General features: G+C 64.7%; 14 protein-coding genes and 1 pseudogene. 8 read left to right on the forward strand and 7 right to left on the reverse strand.

Features of this window, described 5'->3' with window-relative positions; all coding sequences use genetic code 11:
• Positions 1-378: 378 nt before the first annotated feature.
• The 5 genes and pseudogenes from LZC94_32120 to LZC94_32140 form a co-directional block, all read right to left on the reverse strand.
• Positions 379-1,446: pseudogene (locus LZC94_32120) on the reverse strand (recombinase family protein).
• 251 nt (positions 1,447-1,697) lie between these two features.
• Positions 1,698-2,669: an IS701 family transposase gene (locus LZC94_32125; protein WXB12482.1), complete on the reverse strand. Its 972-nt coding sequence runs from the start codon at positions 2,667-2,669 to the stop codon at positions 1,698-1,700.
• Complete coding sequence (locus LZC94_32130) at positions 2,639-4,441, reverse strand: hypothetical protein (protein WXB12483.1); 1,803 nt, start codon at positions 4,439-4,441, stop codon at positions 2,639-2,641. Before LZC94_32130 ends, LZC94_32125 begins: the two co-directional genes overlap by 31 nt.
• A complete protein-coding gene (locus tag LZC94_32135; GenBank protein ID WXB12484.1) occupies positions 4,432-4,914 on the reverse strand; it encodes a hypothetical protein in 483 nt (160 codons plus the stop codon). Before LZC94_32135 ends, LZC94_32130 begins: the two co-directional genes overlap by 10 nt.
• A 252-nt stretch (positions 4,915-5,166) precedes the next feature.
• A complete protein-coding gene (locus LZC94_32140) occupies positions 5,167-5,925 on the reverse strand; it encodes a hypothetical protein (GenBank protein WXB12485.1) in 759 nt (252 codons plus the stop codon).
• Positions 5,926-6,011: 86 nt separating this feature from the next.
• Between LZC94_32140 and LZC94_32145 the strand changes: the two genes are divergently transcribed.
• From LZC94_32145 to acs, 5 genes are all read left to right on the forward strand, one after another.
• Entirely contained in the window at positions 6,012-6,212 is a 201-nt protein-coding gene (locus tag LZC94_32145; GenBank protein ID WXB12486.1) for a hypothetical protein, read from the forward strand.
• A gap of 85 nt (positions 6,213-6,297) precedes the next feature.
• The gene (locus LZC94_32150) at positions 6,298-8,163 is read left to right on the forward strand and encodes a phosphoenolpyruvate carboxykinase (GTP) (protein WXB12487.1); all 1,866 of its coding nucleotides are present in this window, start codon (positions 6,298-6,300) and stop codon (positions 8,161-8,163) included.
• A 50-nt stretch (positions 8,164-8,213) separates the two neighbouring features.
• A complete protein-coding gene (locus LZC94_32155) occupies positions 8,214-8,948 on the forward strand; it encodes a ferritin-like domain-containing protein (GenBank protein ID WXB12488.1) in 735 nt (244 codons plus the stop codon).
• 93 nt (positions 8,949-9,041) lie between these two features.
• Positions 9,042-9,869, forward strand: coding sequence for an immunity 49 family protein (locus tag LZC94_32160; protein WXB12489.1), 828 nt, complete (start codon positions 9,042-9,044; stop codon positions 9,867-9,869).
• Positions 9,870-10,088: 219 nt separating this feature from the next.
• Complete coding sequence (gene acs / locus LZC94_32165) at positions 10,089-12,095, forward strand: acetate--CoA ligase (protein ID WXB12490.1); 2,007 nt, start codon at positions 10,089-10,091, stop codon at positions 12,093-12,095.
• A 279-nt stretch (positions 12,096-12,374) separates the two neighbouring features.
• Here the strand turns inward: acs and LZC94_32170 are convergent, their stop codons facing one another.
• Complete coding sequence (locus tag LZC94_32170; GenBank protein ID WXB12491.1) at positions 12,375-12,869, reverse strand: Hsp20/alpha crystallin family protein; 495 nt, start codon at positions 12,867-12,869, stop codon at positions 12,375-12,377.
• Positions 12,870-13,723: 854 nt separating this feature from the next.
• On the opposite strand from LZC94_32170, the gene LZC94_32175 reads away from it, so the two are divergent.
• The 3 genes from LZC94_32175 (at position 13,724) to LZC94_32185 (ending at position 15,733) form a co-directional block, all read left to right on the forward strand.
• A complete protein-coding gene (locus tag LZC94_32175; GenBank protein WXB12492.1) occupies positions 13,724-14,368 on the forward strand; it encodes a LemA family protein in 645 nt (214 codons plus the stop codon).
• 4 nt (positions 14,369-14,372) lie between these two features.
• A complete protein-coding gene (locus LZC94_32180) occupies positions 14,373-15,230 on the forward strand; it encodes a TPM domain-containing protein (protein WXB12493.1) in 858 nt (285 codons plus the stop codon).
• Between the two features lie 68 nt (positions 15,231-15,298).
• Complete coding sequence (locus tag LZC94_32185; GenBank protein ID WXB12494.1) at positions 15,299-15,733, forward strand: hypothetical protein; 435 nt, start codon at positions 15,299-15,301, stop codon at positions 15,731-15,733.
• A gap of 196 nt (positions 15,734-15,929) precedes the next feature.
• On the opposite strand, the gene LZC94_32190 is transcribed toward LZC94_32185, so the two are convergent.
• Complete coding sequence (locus LZC94_32190; protein ID WXB20281.1) at positions 15,930-16,559, reverse strand: DUF4091 domain-containing protein; 630 nt, start codon at positions 16,557-16,559, stop codon at positions 15,930-15,932.
• Positions 16,560-17,008: the final 449 nt, after the last annotated feature.

The raw sequence follows: 17,008 nt of genomic DNA on the forward strand, positions 1-17,008 counted from the left end.
GAGTGTCGAGGCGAAGGCCGCGAGGTCATCGGCGATGCGTGTAACGCGGGTGGAGTCCATCTGCTGACCAATCAAGTCCTCGCCTCGGAGGCTGACGGAGTCCATGGCACTGTCGAGTCTCTCGCGTCGGGACTTCAGTTGCTCGACGCTGATCGCTCCTCGTTGGTATGCGTCGATCAATCGCTCGACTTGGAGTTCGAGTTGTCGTCTCGCTCCTTCCAGGCGCGCGAGCTCCTTGGCAACGCTCGACGCGGCTTGACGACTTGTTCGCCATAGTTCGAGTTCGCGTTGGAGCATTGCGGGGCTCTGCACCCAAGATCGAATCGCGTCCCACACAACACCGTCGAGTTCCTCTGCGCGCACGCGCTTGGCGGTGCACTTGCTCATTCGCCCGGTGTCGACAGGATCGCGGCGAGCACATTCATAGTAAAAATACTCGTAGCGCTTGCACACGCTCGACTGGTGCCCACACGCCATCTTCCAACCGCACTCACCGCACGTGACGAGAGCCCGCAGCAAGTAGTCATGCTGCACGTTGCGTGGCGCCCAGATTTTGTTCTTCGCCAGCCGTGTCCGCACGCACTCTTGATCCTTTTCGGTAACGAGCGAAGGAATCGAAACGTGTAGCCATTGCGCCCGCGGGCGGATGACGTGCGAGCTCTTCGCGTTCTTACGATATCCACCAGGACGACGCGGACGCTTTGGCTCTGCGGGTTCGCGTTTGCCGTACGTCGCCATGCCCGTGTACGCAGCGTTGGTCAGGATGACGTGCACGCTGCCTGCGACCCAGATCTTGGCGCGGCGCGGCTTGATGCCGAGCGCGTTCAATCGTTTGGCGACTTGCCGTGCACTCAGCCCTTCGTCGAGCACCCATCGATACATCGCACGGACATTCTGCGCCTCGACCTCGTCGATCACAATGCTTCCACCGGGCACGGCCTTCGTCCTGACGATCGCGTATCCGTACGGCGGTATTCCAAAAGGAAGCATTCGACCTTCGCGCACTTTGTGCATTCGTCCTCGCCGCGTACGTTCCAGGATCTTGGCACGCTCGTACTCGGCGATCACGCCTTGCATCTGGACAAGCAGTCGATCCTCCGCACGCTCGCCGACAGGATGTTCAACGAAGTGTACGCGCACCCCACGCTTGGTGAGCTCTTCGAGGATGACCTGCTGATGGACGTAACTTCGCGCGAGCCGATCAGGACAATATATGTAAATTACATCTATCAATCCATCTGCCGCGGCGTCGCGAAGTGCATCGAACGCGGGGCGGTCCAAACGCGACCCGCTGAATCCTTCATCGACATAGCGCCGATCCGGCGCGATGCTCACGCCACCAGCGGCGCACGCGCGTTCGATCGCTTCGACTTGCGAGCCGATCGTTTTCTCTTGCTCCTGGCGCGCCGTTGAAACGCGCGCGTACAGCGCCGCTCGGTTCTTCATGCATCACGCTCCTCGAGAACGCCGACGCTCGTGGGGATGAGGAGCCTCGACCTCTCGTTGTTGTCCGTTTGCATTGCGCGGGCGGCGGCCTCTCGGACGATCACGAGCTTCACCACCTGCCCGAGTCGTTCCAAACCGTCGGATTGCGGTCTCGCGCGTAACTCGACCTTCCATTTTCGCTTCGCCATCGCCGATGGCCTCCCCGCGCGAGGGAGCCCCATCACGACTCGCGCCGCAGGGCAAGTTTTCGGCTACGCCGCGATGTCGCGATCGACGAACCAGCTTGAAAACTCGTCGCTCCAGCGCGAAGCGGACCAAGATTTTACGGTTTGCGTCTGGGCTTCCTCGCACGACCAGCGCGCTTTGATCGCGCCCACGACTTTCCGAAGCGATGCGTCGGTTGGATGGTTCGTTAGGTAGTACTTCTTTTCGCCGTTCGCTCGTTCTTCACAGACGAGCCAGGCCTCCGTGCCGGGCAAACGGCATCCGACGCCGGTTCGCTTGCCGTCTGCGATGGCGACGCGACAACGAGCGAAGCGGGCACTCATCGGTCTGCCTGTCGTCGTTGTTCGCCAGGTGACTTTCTTGAATCCTTTATCACCGAGGGCCTGAATCATCTCCGAGGCGGCATCGACGGGGTGACTCGGAATCGGATGTTTCTGATTTCCGATGCGAGCTGGCATCTTGGTTTTCACGTTGGCCGGATAGACCTGTTGAGTCGACTGTACTCCGAGTGCCCAGAGCAGCCCTTCGCTCGAAAGCGCCTCGCGAAACTCTGTGCAGTGGCCGTAACCGGCGTCGGCCAGCACCGTCCCGAACCGAACGCCCGCTTTCCGAAGGCGTCTCACTTCGTCGATCGCGATCCTCCACTTCTCGCGAAAGACGACGTTGTCCGGGATGCCCACTTTCGCGCGTCGCTCCGGGTCGGCAGCCCAATCCATCGGAACGTAGAGCTGCAAGGACAGCGGAAGGGGAACGATGTCGTTGGCCAACGTCACGGACACCAAGCACTGACAGTTCGCCTGTTTTCCGAGCGCTCCGCAGTACTGATGTGCGACGCCAACCGATTCGCTTCCCTTCTTTGGGAGTGCGGTGTCGTCGATGATCAAGAACGCATCGTCCGCACCAAGTAATGCATCCGCCTTCTCCCACAGCACTTCTTCGACCGCCGCGGCGTCCCAAGCAGACTCGCTTACGAAGTGACGCAACTCTGTCGAAGACACGGCCCACAATGGAGCAGAGCGGCCGCCGAATGGAAAGTAAAAAGTGACCGAGTAGTGTTAGGCCGATCGTCCACGATTCCATATCGATTCGACACGTAGACGCCGGTGTGGCGATTCGAGCCCACGGTGTACGATTCGTAGACGTCCTGCGTGCCGTTGCCATCGATGTCCCCCACCGCCACCGGGGCTCGTGCAAAATCCAGCTTCGACGACTCCGACCATGTAAAGGCGTCGGCAGCCTGTGTGATCCGCATTCGTTGCAGCTGATTCGCCCCTACACGTCTCCAAAATGCGGAGGGCGCGTTCTTGAGGTCGAGCGGATCCACGAGCGTGAACCCTTGGTAGATGGACAAGAGGTCGCTGTCGGCCTTCGACAGCGGTTTGTAGCGGAGGCGGATGTCCGCCTGAGTGCTCTCCGTCAGATAAACGCGACCGGCGTCGCCCCGCAGCGGATGCAGCACGAGATCCATCGCCCCGTCCCGATCCACGTCCAGCAGATTCACGCCACCTGGGTATGGAAACAGCAGCCCTGCCGGTGGTGGGCTCTCCGGCGAGGCGCGAAAATACGCCGACGGATTGGCGCCCTGGAGGCCAGGCTCCGAGCTGGGACCCCAATGCGGGGTCGCATATTCGAATGTCGTCGGCGGCAGCCGCGGGCAGCTCGTTTCGGGCGCCTCGTAGTCCGTCGTCCCACCGAAGGGGCCCGGCGGGAGCGGTACCTCCTGCGCGGACGCGCACGCGGCCCCCTCCTCCGTGATGGACGTGAGAAGCGAGCGGCGCAAATAGAGCTGATAGCCCAGATGATACCGGCGGACGACCGTTCGCGCTGCTTGAGGGTCTTCGCCATTTCCGGCGACGTCAATCCGTTTGATTCGGAGTTGGTACTTCTGCTTCCACGTCCTGGTATAGGTGATCGTGTTCACGCCGGGATCGCCCGAAGCGGGGTGCGGCTCGTATGCGATATGCACGTGATGGGCGAATTTTGCGGGATCGAACGATCCGCCCAGCGGAGTATCGTAGATATCGGTCAAGAGGAGCATCTCGTCGGACGTCCGACCGAGGTTGTGCCAGTGGTAGACAATGAGGTTGCACGCGTCGCCCGCGCAGTGCGCGTCGTACTGCCGCACCAGCCGCCAGCGATGAATCGCGCCCGAGCGCTCTTGGTCGAGGGCGGAATCGCCGTCCTGCGGTTGCGTGGAGGGTTGCCCAAATTCGAGCGTAATCCCGCTTGGATCTTGTACGACCCATTTTCGACCATTCTTCTGCTCGGGCCCCTCCAGCGGCGACCAAAAGAACCGAAGGTGCGACGCATCGTCTTGAAGGCGATAGTAGTACCAGCCCACCGACCACGCAGGCAGCTGCTCCTGGGTACCATCCCGCATGGTCGAGGAGAGGGAGCTCACCTGGCGGATGAAAACGAGCGGTCGACCGTTGTAGGACACGCGCTCGCTCTGACGGTAACTCGGTGCGCCGCCTTGCGGCGGCTTTCGCTCGATGATGGGGAGACCGAAACCCCACCCCGTTCCCGCCTCTTGGACATCGGAGCTCGACGCGTACGCGAGCCGCAGTTGCGATTGGACCGCTCCTCGGGCGGGCAACAGATTGAACGAATAGGATGCGTGCGCCGTTCCGCTCGTCGGATTTGCCCACCCTTGCGCGCCCTCGAATGTACCTACGCCACTGGTATGCGAATACTCGACGTCCGTCGCGGCGGCCAGCGACGTGACGAGAAGAAAGACGAGCGGCAACAGCGCCATGAGCCTTACTTGCATGATTGCTCCAATTGCTTCGTCGCCTGAGCGCACTTCGACCTCACCTCGGCCAGCTCCGCGTCGCTCGCGGCCGCAGAGTGCTTCATCGAACGCCCCGCAGCGGCGAGGCGGCTCGCGATTTGCTCCGCTGCCATTCCGGTTTTTCTCAAGCAGCGCTCATAGACGACCATGTAGCCATCGCACGTATCCATCTCGGTGCTCTCCAGCTCACGGCCCGAGCGGCACGCACCGACGAGCATCGCGCCGAGGAGCAAAGCAGCATGCCGTTTGCGGCGAACGCTTGCGGCCCATCCGGGAGAGCAACGAAAAGCACGCGTCATCTGTCTTCCTTCATGAGAAAGTCCAATAAAGCCATCACGCGAACACGGGATAGGCTCGGCCTCATCGAAATGAGGCACCTCAACGTGCATCAACGGTATCTCCTCCGCAATCAAATTATCTGCAATCCGCTTGAGCACGAAAGCGCGCAACATCCCACTCGAAGCGTACGATTGTCGCATTATCGCGAATGTCGAACCGACATCGCCCGATCGGGTATTCGTTAGTCCAATCGACCGCGACGCATACGAAGTTGCGACCTTTTTTCGTACCCCGCGCTCGTACCAACGGTACCCAACGACCCTCTGCAATCCGCGCACACCACGCGACCATTCAATCGCTCGAACCGTCGCAACCGCCACACCACAACACGGTGCGCGCGCCGAAACCCGTACGCCGCGATCCGCCTAATACGTCTCTTTCGGCTCGTTCTCGGAGAGCACTTCGACCTTGGGCAACACATCGCGCGCGAAGCGATCGCGCACATCGCGGGCGCGGGCCGGATCGTCGCGGGCGGGGACGGCGACGCCTAAAATCAGGCACGCCCCCGCCCACGCGGGGTACGCGGAGTATGCGACCGCGTACGCCTCGCGCTCCGCCAAGGTGGCGGTCTTGGCGAACATGGCGTCGATTTCGACGATTTGGCGGGCCGCGCCCTTGGCGACCGAGGGGCCCTTGGTGTGCGTCCAGACGAAGGCGGAGGGTGCCTCGTGCGTCAGCTCCACCTCGAAGCTCTGCACCCAGGGCATGGCCCACGCCTCGAAGCTCTTGGTGCACGCGCCCTGCGCCGTGTTGTCGGCCACGTGGGTGACGACGCCGCCTACGATGGCGTGGTGCTCTTTTCCATAGCGGAAGCCCACCAAGCTGGGCACGCCCCAGAAACGAACGCGCGTCCAATGCTCGGCGTCGGGCAGGAGCACGCGCACGGCCTGTTGCTTGTCGATGCGGCCGCGAAGAGGGGCGACCTTCAGCTGCTCCAGCGCGGCCGCGTGCGAGGTTCCCCCCGTTCCGCCTTGCGCCGCTTGGCCGTCGTCTTTGGGGGGCGAGGCAGCGGATACGGGGGAGGCTGGCGCGGTGGACGATGGCGAAGGACCGGTGCCGGAGCATGCGACGTTCGCCAGCAACGCCAGGGAGACGAAAGGATACGCTGCTCGAGGGCTACGCATGGGACGGTTCCATTCGCTTGGACGGATTCATTGTACCGTTTACTCACTTGGCGCAAACGGCATGCTCTGTGCTCGGTACCGAGCCGATGGCCCGACTGCGGTTGCTCTTTGCCTTCCCGCTCCTGTTTGCCCTCTCCGCGGGCCTTGGCGCGCTGTCCCCGAGCTTTCCCGTCGCGCTTCCCCCTGCCTTCGGCGGCGAAATCGCGCCCAATGAGCCCCCGGCCGCGGCCCCCCGCGACAAGCACGATGCGCCTGCCGACGTGACCGGCTCCAGTGCCCCCGTGTGATCCCTGCGTCGGACTGACGCACGGCGGATACACCTCTTTCCCACACGCCCTGGTGGAAGCGGACACGATGCGGTAAACCGGGACAATGAGCACGACCCCGGTCTCCCCGACAGGCAAGTCCCCGTACCCGAGCTCGGTACTTGCGGGCCCTTCCAAGGTTCCCTCCACAAATCCCCACCTCGTCACGTGGGTGAACGAGATGGCTGCACTCTGCAAGCCGGATCGCGTGGTGTGGGTCGATGGAAGCGAGGAAGAAAAGAAACGCCTCACCGACGAAGCCGTCGCCCAAGGCACCCTCCTGCCGCTCAATCAGGAAAAGCTCCCGGGCTGTTACCTGCACCGCTCCAACCCGAACGACGTGGCGCGCGTGGAGCAGCTCACGTTCATCTGTACGCCCACCGCCGACGAGGCGGGGCCGACCAACAATTGGATGGCGCCGAAGGATGCCTACGAGAAGCTCGGAAAGCTCTTCGACGGCTCGATGCGCGGGCGAACCATGTACGTCGTGCCGTACATCATGGGACCCGCCGGCTCGCCCATGGCCAAGGTGGGCGTGGAGCTGACCGACAGCATCTACGTGGTGCTCAACATGCGCATCATGGCGCGCATGGGGAACATCGCGCTCAAGCAGCTCGGTGAATCCAACGACTTCAACCGCGGCCTGCACTCGACCCTCGACTGCAACCCCGAGCGCCGCTTCATCTGCCACTTCCCGCAGGACAACACCATTTGGTCCGTGGGCAGCGGCTACGGCGGCAACGTGCTGCTCGGCAAGAAGTGCCTGGCCCTGCGCGTCGGCAGCTACCTCGGTCGCAAAGAAGGCTGGCTCGCCGAGCATATGCTCATCCTGGGGGTCGAGAGCCCCGAGGGCGAGATGACCTATGTCGCCGCGGCCTTCCCCAGCGCTTGTGGCAAGACCAACTTCGCCATGATGATCCCGCCCGCGCGCTTCAAGGGCTGGAAGATCTACACGGTGGGCGACGATATCGCGTGGATGAAGGTGGGCGAGGACGGCCGGTTGCGCGCGGTGAACCCGGAGTTCGGCTACTTCGGCGTGGCGCCGGGCACGAACCTCAAGAGCAACCCCAACGCGATGCGCACCATCGCGCGCGACACCATCTACACGAACGTCGCGCTCACGTCCGATGGCGACGTGTGGTGGGAAGGCAAAGACGGCGACATCCCCAACGAGCTCACCGACTGGCAAGGCCGCCCCTGGACCCGCAAAGGCTCCACCGAGAAAGCCGCGCACCCCAACTCGCGCTTCACCGCGCCCATGACGAACAACCCGGCGCTCTCGCGCTTCGCGGAGGATCCCGAGGGCGTTCCCATCAGCGCCATCATCTTCGGCGGCCGCCGCGCCAACACGGTCCCCTTGGTCATCCAGGCCTTCAGCTGGACCCACGGCGTGTTCTTCGGCTCGGCCCTGGGCTCGGAGACCACGGCGGCGGCGGCGGGCAAGACGGGCATCGTGCGGCGCGACCCGTTCGCGATGCTTCCCTTCTGCGGCTACAACATGGCCGACTACTTCGCGCACTGGCTGGAGATGCAGGCGTTCATCACCAACCCGCCGAAGATCTTCATGGTGAACTGGTTCCGTCAGGACAAGAACGGCAACTTCCTCTGGCCGGGCTTCGGCGAGAACATGCGCGTCCTCAAGTGGATCGTGGACCGCGCTCGTCTGCGCGTCGGCGGCCAGGAGACCCCCTTCGGCTGGGTGCCCCGCGCCGGAGACCTCGATCTGTCGGGCCTCGCCATTTCGCACGAGCAGGTCGATGCGGCGACCGAGATCGATCTGGACGAGTGGAAGGCCGAGCTGGAGTCCCACGGTGACTTCTTCAAGAAGTTCGGCGAGCGCCTGCCCCATGTGCTCGAGCTCCAGCGCGAAATGTTCCTCGCGCGCATCGAGACCTTGAAGAAGCGCAAGTGGGGCGCGCACCAGCTCGACTAACGTCGAATGCATTGAAACGAATGGACGCCCAATCGTAGTGGAGCGATGCGATGACCACGCCTCTTCTGAGTCCCGAAGCCTTCGTCCGTGAGCTCGACGAGCAGAATCGCCGCGCGCTCGAGCGCATCGCGCAGGCCACCAAAGGCCCCGCGGCGAACGAAGCGACCCCCGGGAGCTGCACCCCGGGCTCCGCCTCGGCCAGTAAGCCGGCGTGCGAAGGCAAAAAGCTCGACACGGCCACGTTGCTTCGGCTGGCTCTGAAGAACGAGCTCGAGGCCACCGAGTGCGCGGCCGCATGGATTCCGACCACGACGGACGTCGACGTCAAGCTGGCCCTCGCGCGGCAAGCCGGCGACGAGGCGAAGCACTATCGCCTGATCCAGAAGCGCCTCGGTGAGCTCGGGATCGATACCTCGCAGCACGATCCGCTGGCCCAGGGCCGAAGCCCTCTCCTCGAGTTCCTCCTGGGGCTCGAGGGGACGGTGGCCCGGGTGGCGGCCGGCCAGTTCACCCGCGAAGCCCTGGCCGTGGTGAAGAACACGGAGTTCGTTCTCTTTTGCGAGGAGCAGGAGGACTTCAAAACGGCTGCCCTTTACAAAGGCACCATTCAACCCGACGAGGAGCACCACCACGAGCTGGGGCGCACCCTCTTGCTCAAGCTGGCCACCACCGTCGAAGCGCAAGAGGCCGCGCGTGCGGCAAGTCGTCGCACGTTGGAGCTCGCCGAAGAACTGCAGGAAATTGCACGCATGCGCGCCGGGATCGTGCGTGCACCAGGTTGTTAGACCACCGCTGGGACTGGGGAACGCGGCGGTGACCACCGAACCACACGGAGCGGGCGGTAGCGGCGTCGCCGCGTTGTGCTAAAAGGCTAGGCCGTGCACGTTGCCAGACAACGGGCGATCGAGCGTCGTCACGCGAACGCCCTCAACGCGACCTACGAAAAGACATTGCGCCGGCTCCTGGAGCGGGCGGAGACCAAGCCGTACGCGCTGGCGACGCTCATCGCCGATGCGGTCGTCCGCGCGGGTGTGCTCGCGACGGTGAACGAGACCTCGCCCGAGATCCCCAAGTTGATTCGGGTCGCGGCCCAGTCGGGCACCGCGCTGTTTGCGCTGGCGCGAAGCGGGGGTGAGGCCATCGAGCTGCCGCTCGGCGACATCGCCAAGACCGTGAGCGGCAAGCCCGACGATACGCAAATCCACGTCGCGCGCTGGCTCGACACCTTTTGGACGGCCGCCCTGGGGCGCGACACGGTCTCGATCGTGCGCCTCCTCGAGACATCGACGGACGAGCTCCGGCGCTCCCCCACCAAGGGCGACGAGTTTCACTACCACCTCGTCGACGCCTTGCGCGCGGCCGCCATCGACGACACCACCTCGGCCCTCGAGCACCTGCGCCATGCCACGCGCAAGACCGACGCCGAGTCCCTCCGCATCCTGGCGCTGGACCGGGTCGAGGAAATCGAGGTCCCCGTGCTGGCGGCCCTCACCCGCCTCCTCGAGCGCGACGAAGCCGGCTTTGCCGCCGCCATCCGCATGGTGCTCGAGCTCCACGGCCGCTTCTGGAACGAGGGCGAGCGCCGCGACGATCTGGCCGGCCTGGTGTGCGTGCGCGCCGGCGCCCTGCTCGTAATGGCCAAAGAGCGCGGCATCGTCCCCGACATCACATCCGATTTCGTCCCCGCGCTGCTCCTGGATTTCTGACGATACCGCAGCCCGGAGACGCCACCGTTGTGGTTCGGCGTGGTTCGGCGTGCTTCCGCGCGGTTCGGCGTGCTTCCGCGGGCTTCCGTGTGCTTCTGCACTTTGGGGCGCTTTTCGCGCGCGAAAGATTCGCGAACGAAACATGAAAGTTTCTTATTTTTGCGGGGAGGCCCGCGATCTGTTGGCGCACGCCGCGGCCTCGGGGTTTACTCTCGAGGCATGACACACGCATCAGGCGGATCAGACGGAATCGAGTCACGGCTCAAGGAGGAGCGCAAGTTCGTACCGAGCGCCGAGTTTTGCGACCACGCCCGGGTGCGATCGCATGCCGAGTACCTGTCGCTCTACCAGCAGTCGCTCGAGTCGCCGGAAGAATTCTGGCGCGAGCAAACGTGCGATCTCGTGTTTCGCACGCCCCCCACGAGCTTCTTGGAGTGGAAGCTCCCCAAGGCAAAGTTCTTCGGCGGCGCGACCCTGAACATCACCGAGAGCTGTCTGGATCGGCACCTCACGACCGCCAACCGCACGCGCGCCGCCATCGTCTGGGAGGGTGAGCCCGGCGATACGCGCACGATCACGTACTTCGAGCTTCACCGCGAGGTGGTGCGCTTGGCCGCGGGCCTGGCCAGCCTCGGCGTCGGCGCGGGCGATCGTGTCGCCATCTACATGGGCATGGTCCCCGAGACCGCGGTGGCCATGCTGGCGTGCGCGCGCCTCGGCGCCACGCACTCGGTCATCTTCGGCGGCTTCAGCTCGGACGCCTTGCGCGATCGCATCAACGACTGCGGCGCCAAGCTGCTGCTCACGCAAGATGGCGCCTGGCGCCGCGGCTCCGTGGTGCCCCTGAAGAGCATGGCCGACACCGCGATCGCGCAGACGCCGTCGATCGAAAAGGTCGTCGTGCTTCGCCGCATCGGCGAGGGCCAAGCGCCGGTGACCCTCGAGGAAGGTCGCGACATTTGGTGGCACGATCTCATGGCCGAAGGCGCCGCCGGCATCACCGCCGAGCACCGCAAGCTCGCCGCGTCTCCCCCCGCGTTCGACGCCGAGCACCCGCTGTTCGTCCTCTACACCTCCGGCTCCACCGGAAAGCCCAAGGGCGTGCTCCACACCACCGCCGGCTACCTCGCGGGCGTGCACGTCACCTCCAAGTACGTCTTCGATCTGCGCGACGGCGATCTCTATTGGTGCACCGCCGACGTGGGTTGGGTCACGGGGCACAGCTACGCCGTCTACGGCCCGCTCTCGTGCGGCGCCTCGTGCTTCATGTACGAGGGCGCGCCGAACTTCCCCGATCCGGGTCGCTTCTGGCAGCTCATCGAGCGCCACGGCGTCACCATTCTCTACACGGCCCCCACCGCCATCCGCGCCTTCATCCGCTGGGGCGACGAGTGGCCGAACAAGCACAATCTCTCGTCCTTGCGCCTTTTGGGGAGCGTGGGTGAGCCCATCAACCCCGAGGCGTGGACCTGGTACCACCGCGTGGTCGGCGGCAACCGCTGCCCCATCGTGGACACCTGGTGGCAGACGGAGACCGGCAGCATCATGCTCACCACCTTGCCGGGCGCCTGCTACTCCAAGCCCGGGAGCACCGGCCTACCGTTCTTCGGCGTGGACATCGCGGTCGTCAAAGACCGCGGCGAGCCATGCGGCGCAAACGAGGGCGGAAAGCTCGTCATCCGCCGCCCGTGGCCCTCGATGGCGCGCACCCTCTACAACGACGACGAGCGTTACTTCTCGGCCTATTGGAAGCAGCTCGAGGGCGTCTACTTCACGGGCGATGGCGCCCGAAAGGACCAAGACGGCTATTTCTGGGTGGTCGGCCGCATCGACGATGTCCTCAATGTGGCGGGACACCGCATCGGCACCGCCGAGATCGAGAGCGCGCTGGTGAGCCATCCGCAGGTGGCCGAAGCCGCCGCCGTGGGCAGACCGGACGACCTCAAAGGGCAGGCTCTGGTGGTGTTCGTCACCCTCAAGCAAGGTCAGAAGTCGGACGCCGAAACCAAAGCCAACCTTGCGAAACACATCGAAAAGGAAATCGGCAAGTTCGCCCGCCCCGATGAAATCCGCTTCGCAGACGCCCTCCCGAAGACGCGCAGCGGCAAAATCATGCGGCGTCTTCTGAAAGAGGTCGCTGCAGGCGCCACGGAAGCCAAAGGCGACACCTCCACCCTCGAAGATCTGAGCGTGCTCGCCAAGCTCCGGACCTCCGACGAAGAATAATCGGCTCGTCCAACGCGGAAAACGCGAGGCGCCTCGCGCATCCGACCATGGCCGAGGGAAGACTTCGCAGAGACGAACGTACGTAAGGGGGCGATGCTGACGTTCGACGACGACGAAGAGACGGGGCCCGCTTCCGTCTACAATCCCAAGGGAACGAAGGCCGATTCCACGGGGCTCGTGCAGACCACCGCACGAGCCCACGCCTCGGGTTCAGCGTCGCCGCTGCGGCGCGCGGCGACTCTTTTGCGCATCGTGCTGGCCGGCCTGGCACACGCGATCCTACTTCCCCTCATTCAGGTTCGGGACGTTCGGCGCGGGGCTCGGGGCTGACTCCGCGAGCGCAGGCTGGGTGCTGATCGCGATGCGCCGCGGCTTCGACGCCTCGAGCCTGGGGATCCGAATCGTCAGAACCCCCTCCACCAGCTCGGCCGTCAACCGGGACACGTCGAGATCCTCGGGAAGCGTAAACGCGCGATTGAACGAGCCATAGCTTCGGCCGAGCAAAACCTGGCCAGCCTTGCCGTCGCCCTTGTTTTGTCCCGGCTCCGCGAACTTGCGCGCGCCGCGGATGGTGAGCGTCCTTCCCTCGACGGTGAGCTCCAGATCTTCGCGCTTCACGCCCGGCAGATCGCACACGAAGAGCACGCGCTCGGCGTCCGAGAACACGTCGATGCTCGGAGAGAAGGCGCGGCGGTGGGTGGCGGTGCCGAAGCTCGCACCCATCACATCATCGAGAACGCGATCGAAACGGCGGAACGATTCATAGTCGAACATGGTCCAATTTCCTTCCGTCGTCGGCAGCGAACACACTCCTCCGTCTACGCAACACCGCTTGCACGCGCCGGTGCACGAAGCCCGGACGCGCCCCCGAGACACGGGGACGGTTGCGCGAAGACGAGGGATCGAACGCACGCGATTCCGGCACCATTGCCGCCTCTCGCGTGCCGGTTCGAACCGGCGACGTCGTTGACCACATCGATAAAGCATCGATCGGGCCTGTCAATGCCAGGTCACCCACCAGACCGCCCGGTGCGCTCCACGGCATCGACGTACCGCCGACCGCGGCATCCAAAACGTCGGGCGCGCGCGTAGCGGCTCCGACAATCTCACCCTTCGAGCGCCGGGGCTCGTTCCCGTTGGCGCTTGTACGTACACCGGTCTTCCCAGGTGACGCGGGCGCGCCCGGCGCTCGAAGGGCTCTCTACAAAAACGACACGATTCAAACTGAAACGAAATGCGAAAGGGGTGTTTGATCGAACGGATCGAGGTGGTTACCTTCCTTTCCGACGGTTCGCGTTCCCGCGTCCCCGTCATGGAAACGACACGCGCGAGCGCGCGTCCATTCCCGGCATTCACGATTCGCAAAGGCTGGGGCGATCGAAAACAACGACGCTCGAGGCGCAGGCTCCCTGTCGCGCCGCGCCACCGCCGTTCGTGTTGGGCGCACCGTCGCGTTGGGCGCGCCGTCGCGTTGGGCGCGCCGCGCAGCTCGTTCGCGTTGGGCGCACCGTCGCGTTGGGCGCGCGGCGCTCGAAGCGAACGGCGCGCGGCGGAGACGGCGGGCTCGCCCGAGCCGTAGCTTCGCCAACTCGACAGCGCCGCTTCGCAGCACTAGTTTGGACCGCGCAATGAAACGACCCGGTCACCCCTCGCCGTTTTCTTTTCCTTTCTCGTTCTCCGCGTTCTCCGCGTTCGCGGCCCTCGCGTTCGTCTTTCTGGGCTCCCAGATGCTCATGGGCTGCCAGAAGTACGACGAATTGATCGAGAAGGACCAAGTGGCCGAGCAGCGCTGGGCGGATATCGACGCGCAGCTCCAGCGCCGAGCCGATCTGGTCCCCAACCTCGTGAGCACGGTGAAAGCATCCGCCGCGCACGAGACCGAAACGTTGCAGAAGGTCGCCGAAGCACGCGCATCGGCCACGAGCATCAAGCTCACCACCGAAGATCTCTCGGACCCGGCCAAGGTGGCCGCCTTCGAGAAAGCGCAGTCCGAGTTGAAGGGATCGCTCTCGCGCCTCTTGATGGTCGCCGAAAAGTACCCCGACCTCAAGGCAAACGCGGCCTTCCACGATTTGCAGGTTCAGCTCGAAGGCACGGAAAACCGCATTCTGCGCGCGCGTGAGCAGTACAATCAGGCCGTGCGCGAGTACAACAGCGAGCTCGGAAAGATCCACGGGCAAGCGGTCAACCGCGTCACCGGAAAGGCCTTCAAGCCGCGCGTCTACTTCCAGGCGACCCCGGAGTCGCAAGCCGTGCCCAAGGTCTCTTTCTGACGTGGTGAATTCGCCGACTCGTGGAGGTCTGCTGGTGCGCGCGCTGTTCGTCTTCTGCACCGTGTTGTTTGCGCTGATCACGGGGACGGCGCCCGCATTCGCATACAAGCCCCCTCCCCTCGACGGCCACGTGATCGACACGGCGGGCAAGCTCACACCCGAGGACATCGCCCGCCTCGACAAGAAGCTGGACACGTTCCACCGCAGCACCGGCTACGCCATCGTGGTCTTTCTGACGGGATCGCTCGAGGGCGAGAACATCGACGACTACACCTACCAAACCTTTGCCAGCTGGAAGATCGGCGACAAGGGCCAGGACAACGGCGTTCTTCTGCTCATCGCCCCGAACGAGCGCAAGATCCGCATCGAGACCGGCAAAGGCGTGGGCGGCGAGCTCCCCGATCTCCGCGCCAACGACATCATCCGCAACAAGATCGCGCCACGCCTGCGCGAGGAACAGTTCCGCCAAGCCGTCGACGACGGAACCAACGGCATCATGACCGCGCTCGCAGGCGACGACTGGCAAACCAACCCGCGCCCGCGCAAGCCCAAGGTCATTCGGACAACATCGGGCAATCCGCTCTGGTTGATCGTCCCTCTGGCGGTCCCTCTTCTCATCCTGGTCATCATTTTCGGCGCCATTGCACGCGCCAAGCGCCGCGGCTTCGGCCCCGGGCGCCATGACGACGATGACCGCTGGGGCGGCGGAGGCGGCTGGGGTGGCGGCGGATTCTACGGTGGAGGAGGCGGGTTCTTCGGTGGCGGCGGCGGTGGCGGGGGAGGCGGCGATTGGGGCGGAGGCAGCGGATATTCGGGGGGCGGCGGCGAATCCGGTGGCGGCGGCTCCAGCGATAGCTATTGAAGTAGTACACTCGTCGTTATACCGAGGGCGGCCCCGCCCGGGCGGGGCCCACTGAAAGGCCTGCTGCCGTGCCACGAAAACCGCGCCCGTCGAAACACATCGTAGCCTTCAAGGTCGAACCCGAGCTCGCCGCGGTGCTCGATGCGATGCCCAACAAGAGCGAGTTCATTCGCGCAGCCGTCCAGAACCGCCTTGCCAGCGCGTGTCCCCTCTGCCGCGGCACCGGCGTCGCCCCCTTCGGCGGGGTCGGCGACGAGCTCACGAAGCTCGTTCAACAACACCCCCTCTGCGTCTGCACCGGCTGCGGCGTCAAAGAGCCCCGCCCCTGCCACTCCCCAGGCCACTGCGACGACGAGCCCCGCATCGAATCCTTCGAGCGCTGGGGCATCTTCATCTGCGAAGCCTGCGCCAAAACGACCCCCTTCTGCACAGTCTGCAAAAAACCGCTCCGCACCGCCGCCAAAAAGAAATCCGATCGGTGCGACGAGTGCCGTGCAGCCTAATTCGTATCCATGATTCCCTATTTGGGTATTCCTCCAAAATAGAAATAGGCAGACGTTTCACGTCGATCGCATCCGCCGTTCATGAAACGTCATGACCCCCAATGCGCGCCGCAACGCAGGGCGCTCCGACCCTGGCGCCCTCGCGTTTCTCTTTTTCGCCCTTCGCGTTTGATGGCGAAATGATTGTCGAAGAGGGTCAACGAAGACGACGGCGGACGGCCAGCAATGCAAGGATGGCGGCCATCCCGGTGAGCGCAAATAGGGGTGGCGAGGTATCCCGGATTTCGGACTGAGCGCATTTGGTGCAGCCGAGGAGGGAGGTGCGGCGGGGTTTGCGAGGGGTGTAGTGGTGGTCGAGGATGTCGAGGAGTTGTTTGCGGGCGGTGAGCCAGGGTATCCCGCGCTCGGGCCAGGAGGGATGGCGGCCGGCGGAGGAGAGGACGTCGGGGACGAGGTCGTCGGCGATGGCTTCGGCGGTGGCAGGGTCGATGGCGCGGGCCAGCTGGAAGTACGCCGCGTCTTGCGCGCCGCGCCGGAGGTTTTTGAGGCGAATGGAGGGGAGGAGGATGGGGACGCCCTCGTCGTGCATGCCGGGGACGATTTGGGTGCCGGGGTATAGGAGGATGCCGTCGCCGTTGGCGTGGTCGCCGCGCGTGTTGTGGAACGTCTCGGCGATGACGAAGGGATCGAAGCCATGGGGGCCGCCGCGGCCGCCGCGGTTGTTGTCGAGCCAGAAGGTCGATTCCCAATAGAACCAGCGGGTGATGCCGTAGCGGGCGGCGATCCAGCCGTTGGCGCGGAGATCGGTGGCCGGGACGTCGAGCATCATGGCGCCGGCGTAGGGGCGCTGGCCGTTGTAGACCCAAATGCGCTTGCCGCCGGCGCGCGCTTGCTCGACTTTTTTGAGCGGGTAGTGCTCGGCCAAGAGCATGACGAGATCGGCGGCTTGTTTGCGGGGATCGTCACTGCAGGTGAGGCCGACGCGAACGCCGCGCGCGGATGGGAGGGCGCCAAGGAGCTCCTTCCAACGGGCGGTGCGCGGCGTGGTGCAGTCTTCGTCGGCGGCGTAGACGAAGGTGTCGGTGGTCTCGAAGACGTGGAGGGCGCGGAGACGCTCGGCGATGCGGGCGACCTCCGCGGCTTTGGCGGGATCGGGATCGCCCAGGGCACCGTAGGCGCCGATGGCGAGGATGCCCTCCCCTATGCCCGCGCCCGGGCCGGTGTAGCCCGCGGACGAGGTGTAGAGGGTGCCGGTGAGGGCGTCGAGGTCGGCGG

The sequence above is a fragment of the Sorangiineae bacterium MSr11954 genome, assembly GCA_037157815.1.
In the GTDB taxonomy this organism is placed as follows: Bacteria; Myxococcota_A; Polyangia; order Polyangiales; family Polyangiaceae; genus Pendulispora; species Pendulispora albinea.

Coding starts and splice junctions, on each gene's coding strand:
- LZC94_32130 (WXB12483.1), bottom strand. CDS start 4,441: ATGCAAGTAAGGCTCATGGCGCTGTTGCCGCTCGTCTTTCTTCTCGTC.
- LZC94_32135 (WXB12484.1), bottom strand. CDS start 4,914: ATGTTGCGCGCTTTCGTGCTCAAGCGGATTGCAGATAATTTGATTGCG.
- LZC94_32140 (WXB12485.1), bottom strand. CDS start 5,925: ATGCGTAGCCCTCGAGCAGCGTATCCTTTCGTCTCCCTGGCGTTGCTG.
- LZC94_32145 (WXB12486.1), top strand. CDS start 6,012: ATGGCCCGACTGCGGTTGCTCTTTGCCTTCCCGCTCCTGTTTGCCCTC.
- LZC94_32150 (WXB12487.1), top strand. CDS start 6,298: ATGAGCACGACCCCGGTCTCCCCGACAGGCAAGTCCCCGTACCCGAGC.
- LZC94_32155 (WXB12488.1), top strand. CDS start 8,214: ATGACCACGCCTCTTCTGAGTCCCGAAGCCTTCGTCCGTGAGCTCGAC.
- acs (WXB12490.1), top strand. CDS start 10,089: ATGACACACGCATCAGGCGGATCAGACGGAATCGAGTCACGGCTCAAG.
- LZC94_32170 (WXB12491.1), bottom strand. CDS start 12,869: ATGTTCGACTATGAATCGTTCCGCCGTTTCGATCGCGTTCTCGATGAT.
- LZC94_32175 (WXB12492.1), top strand. CDS start 13,724: ATGAAACGACCCGGTCACCCCTCGCCGTTTTCTTTTCCTTTCTCGTTC.
- LZC94_32190 (WXB20281.1), bottom strand. CDS start 16,559: ATGCTCGACGTCCCGGCCACCGATCTCCGCGCCAACGGCTGGATCGCC.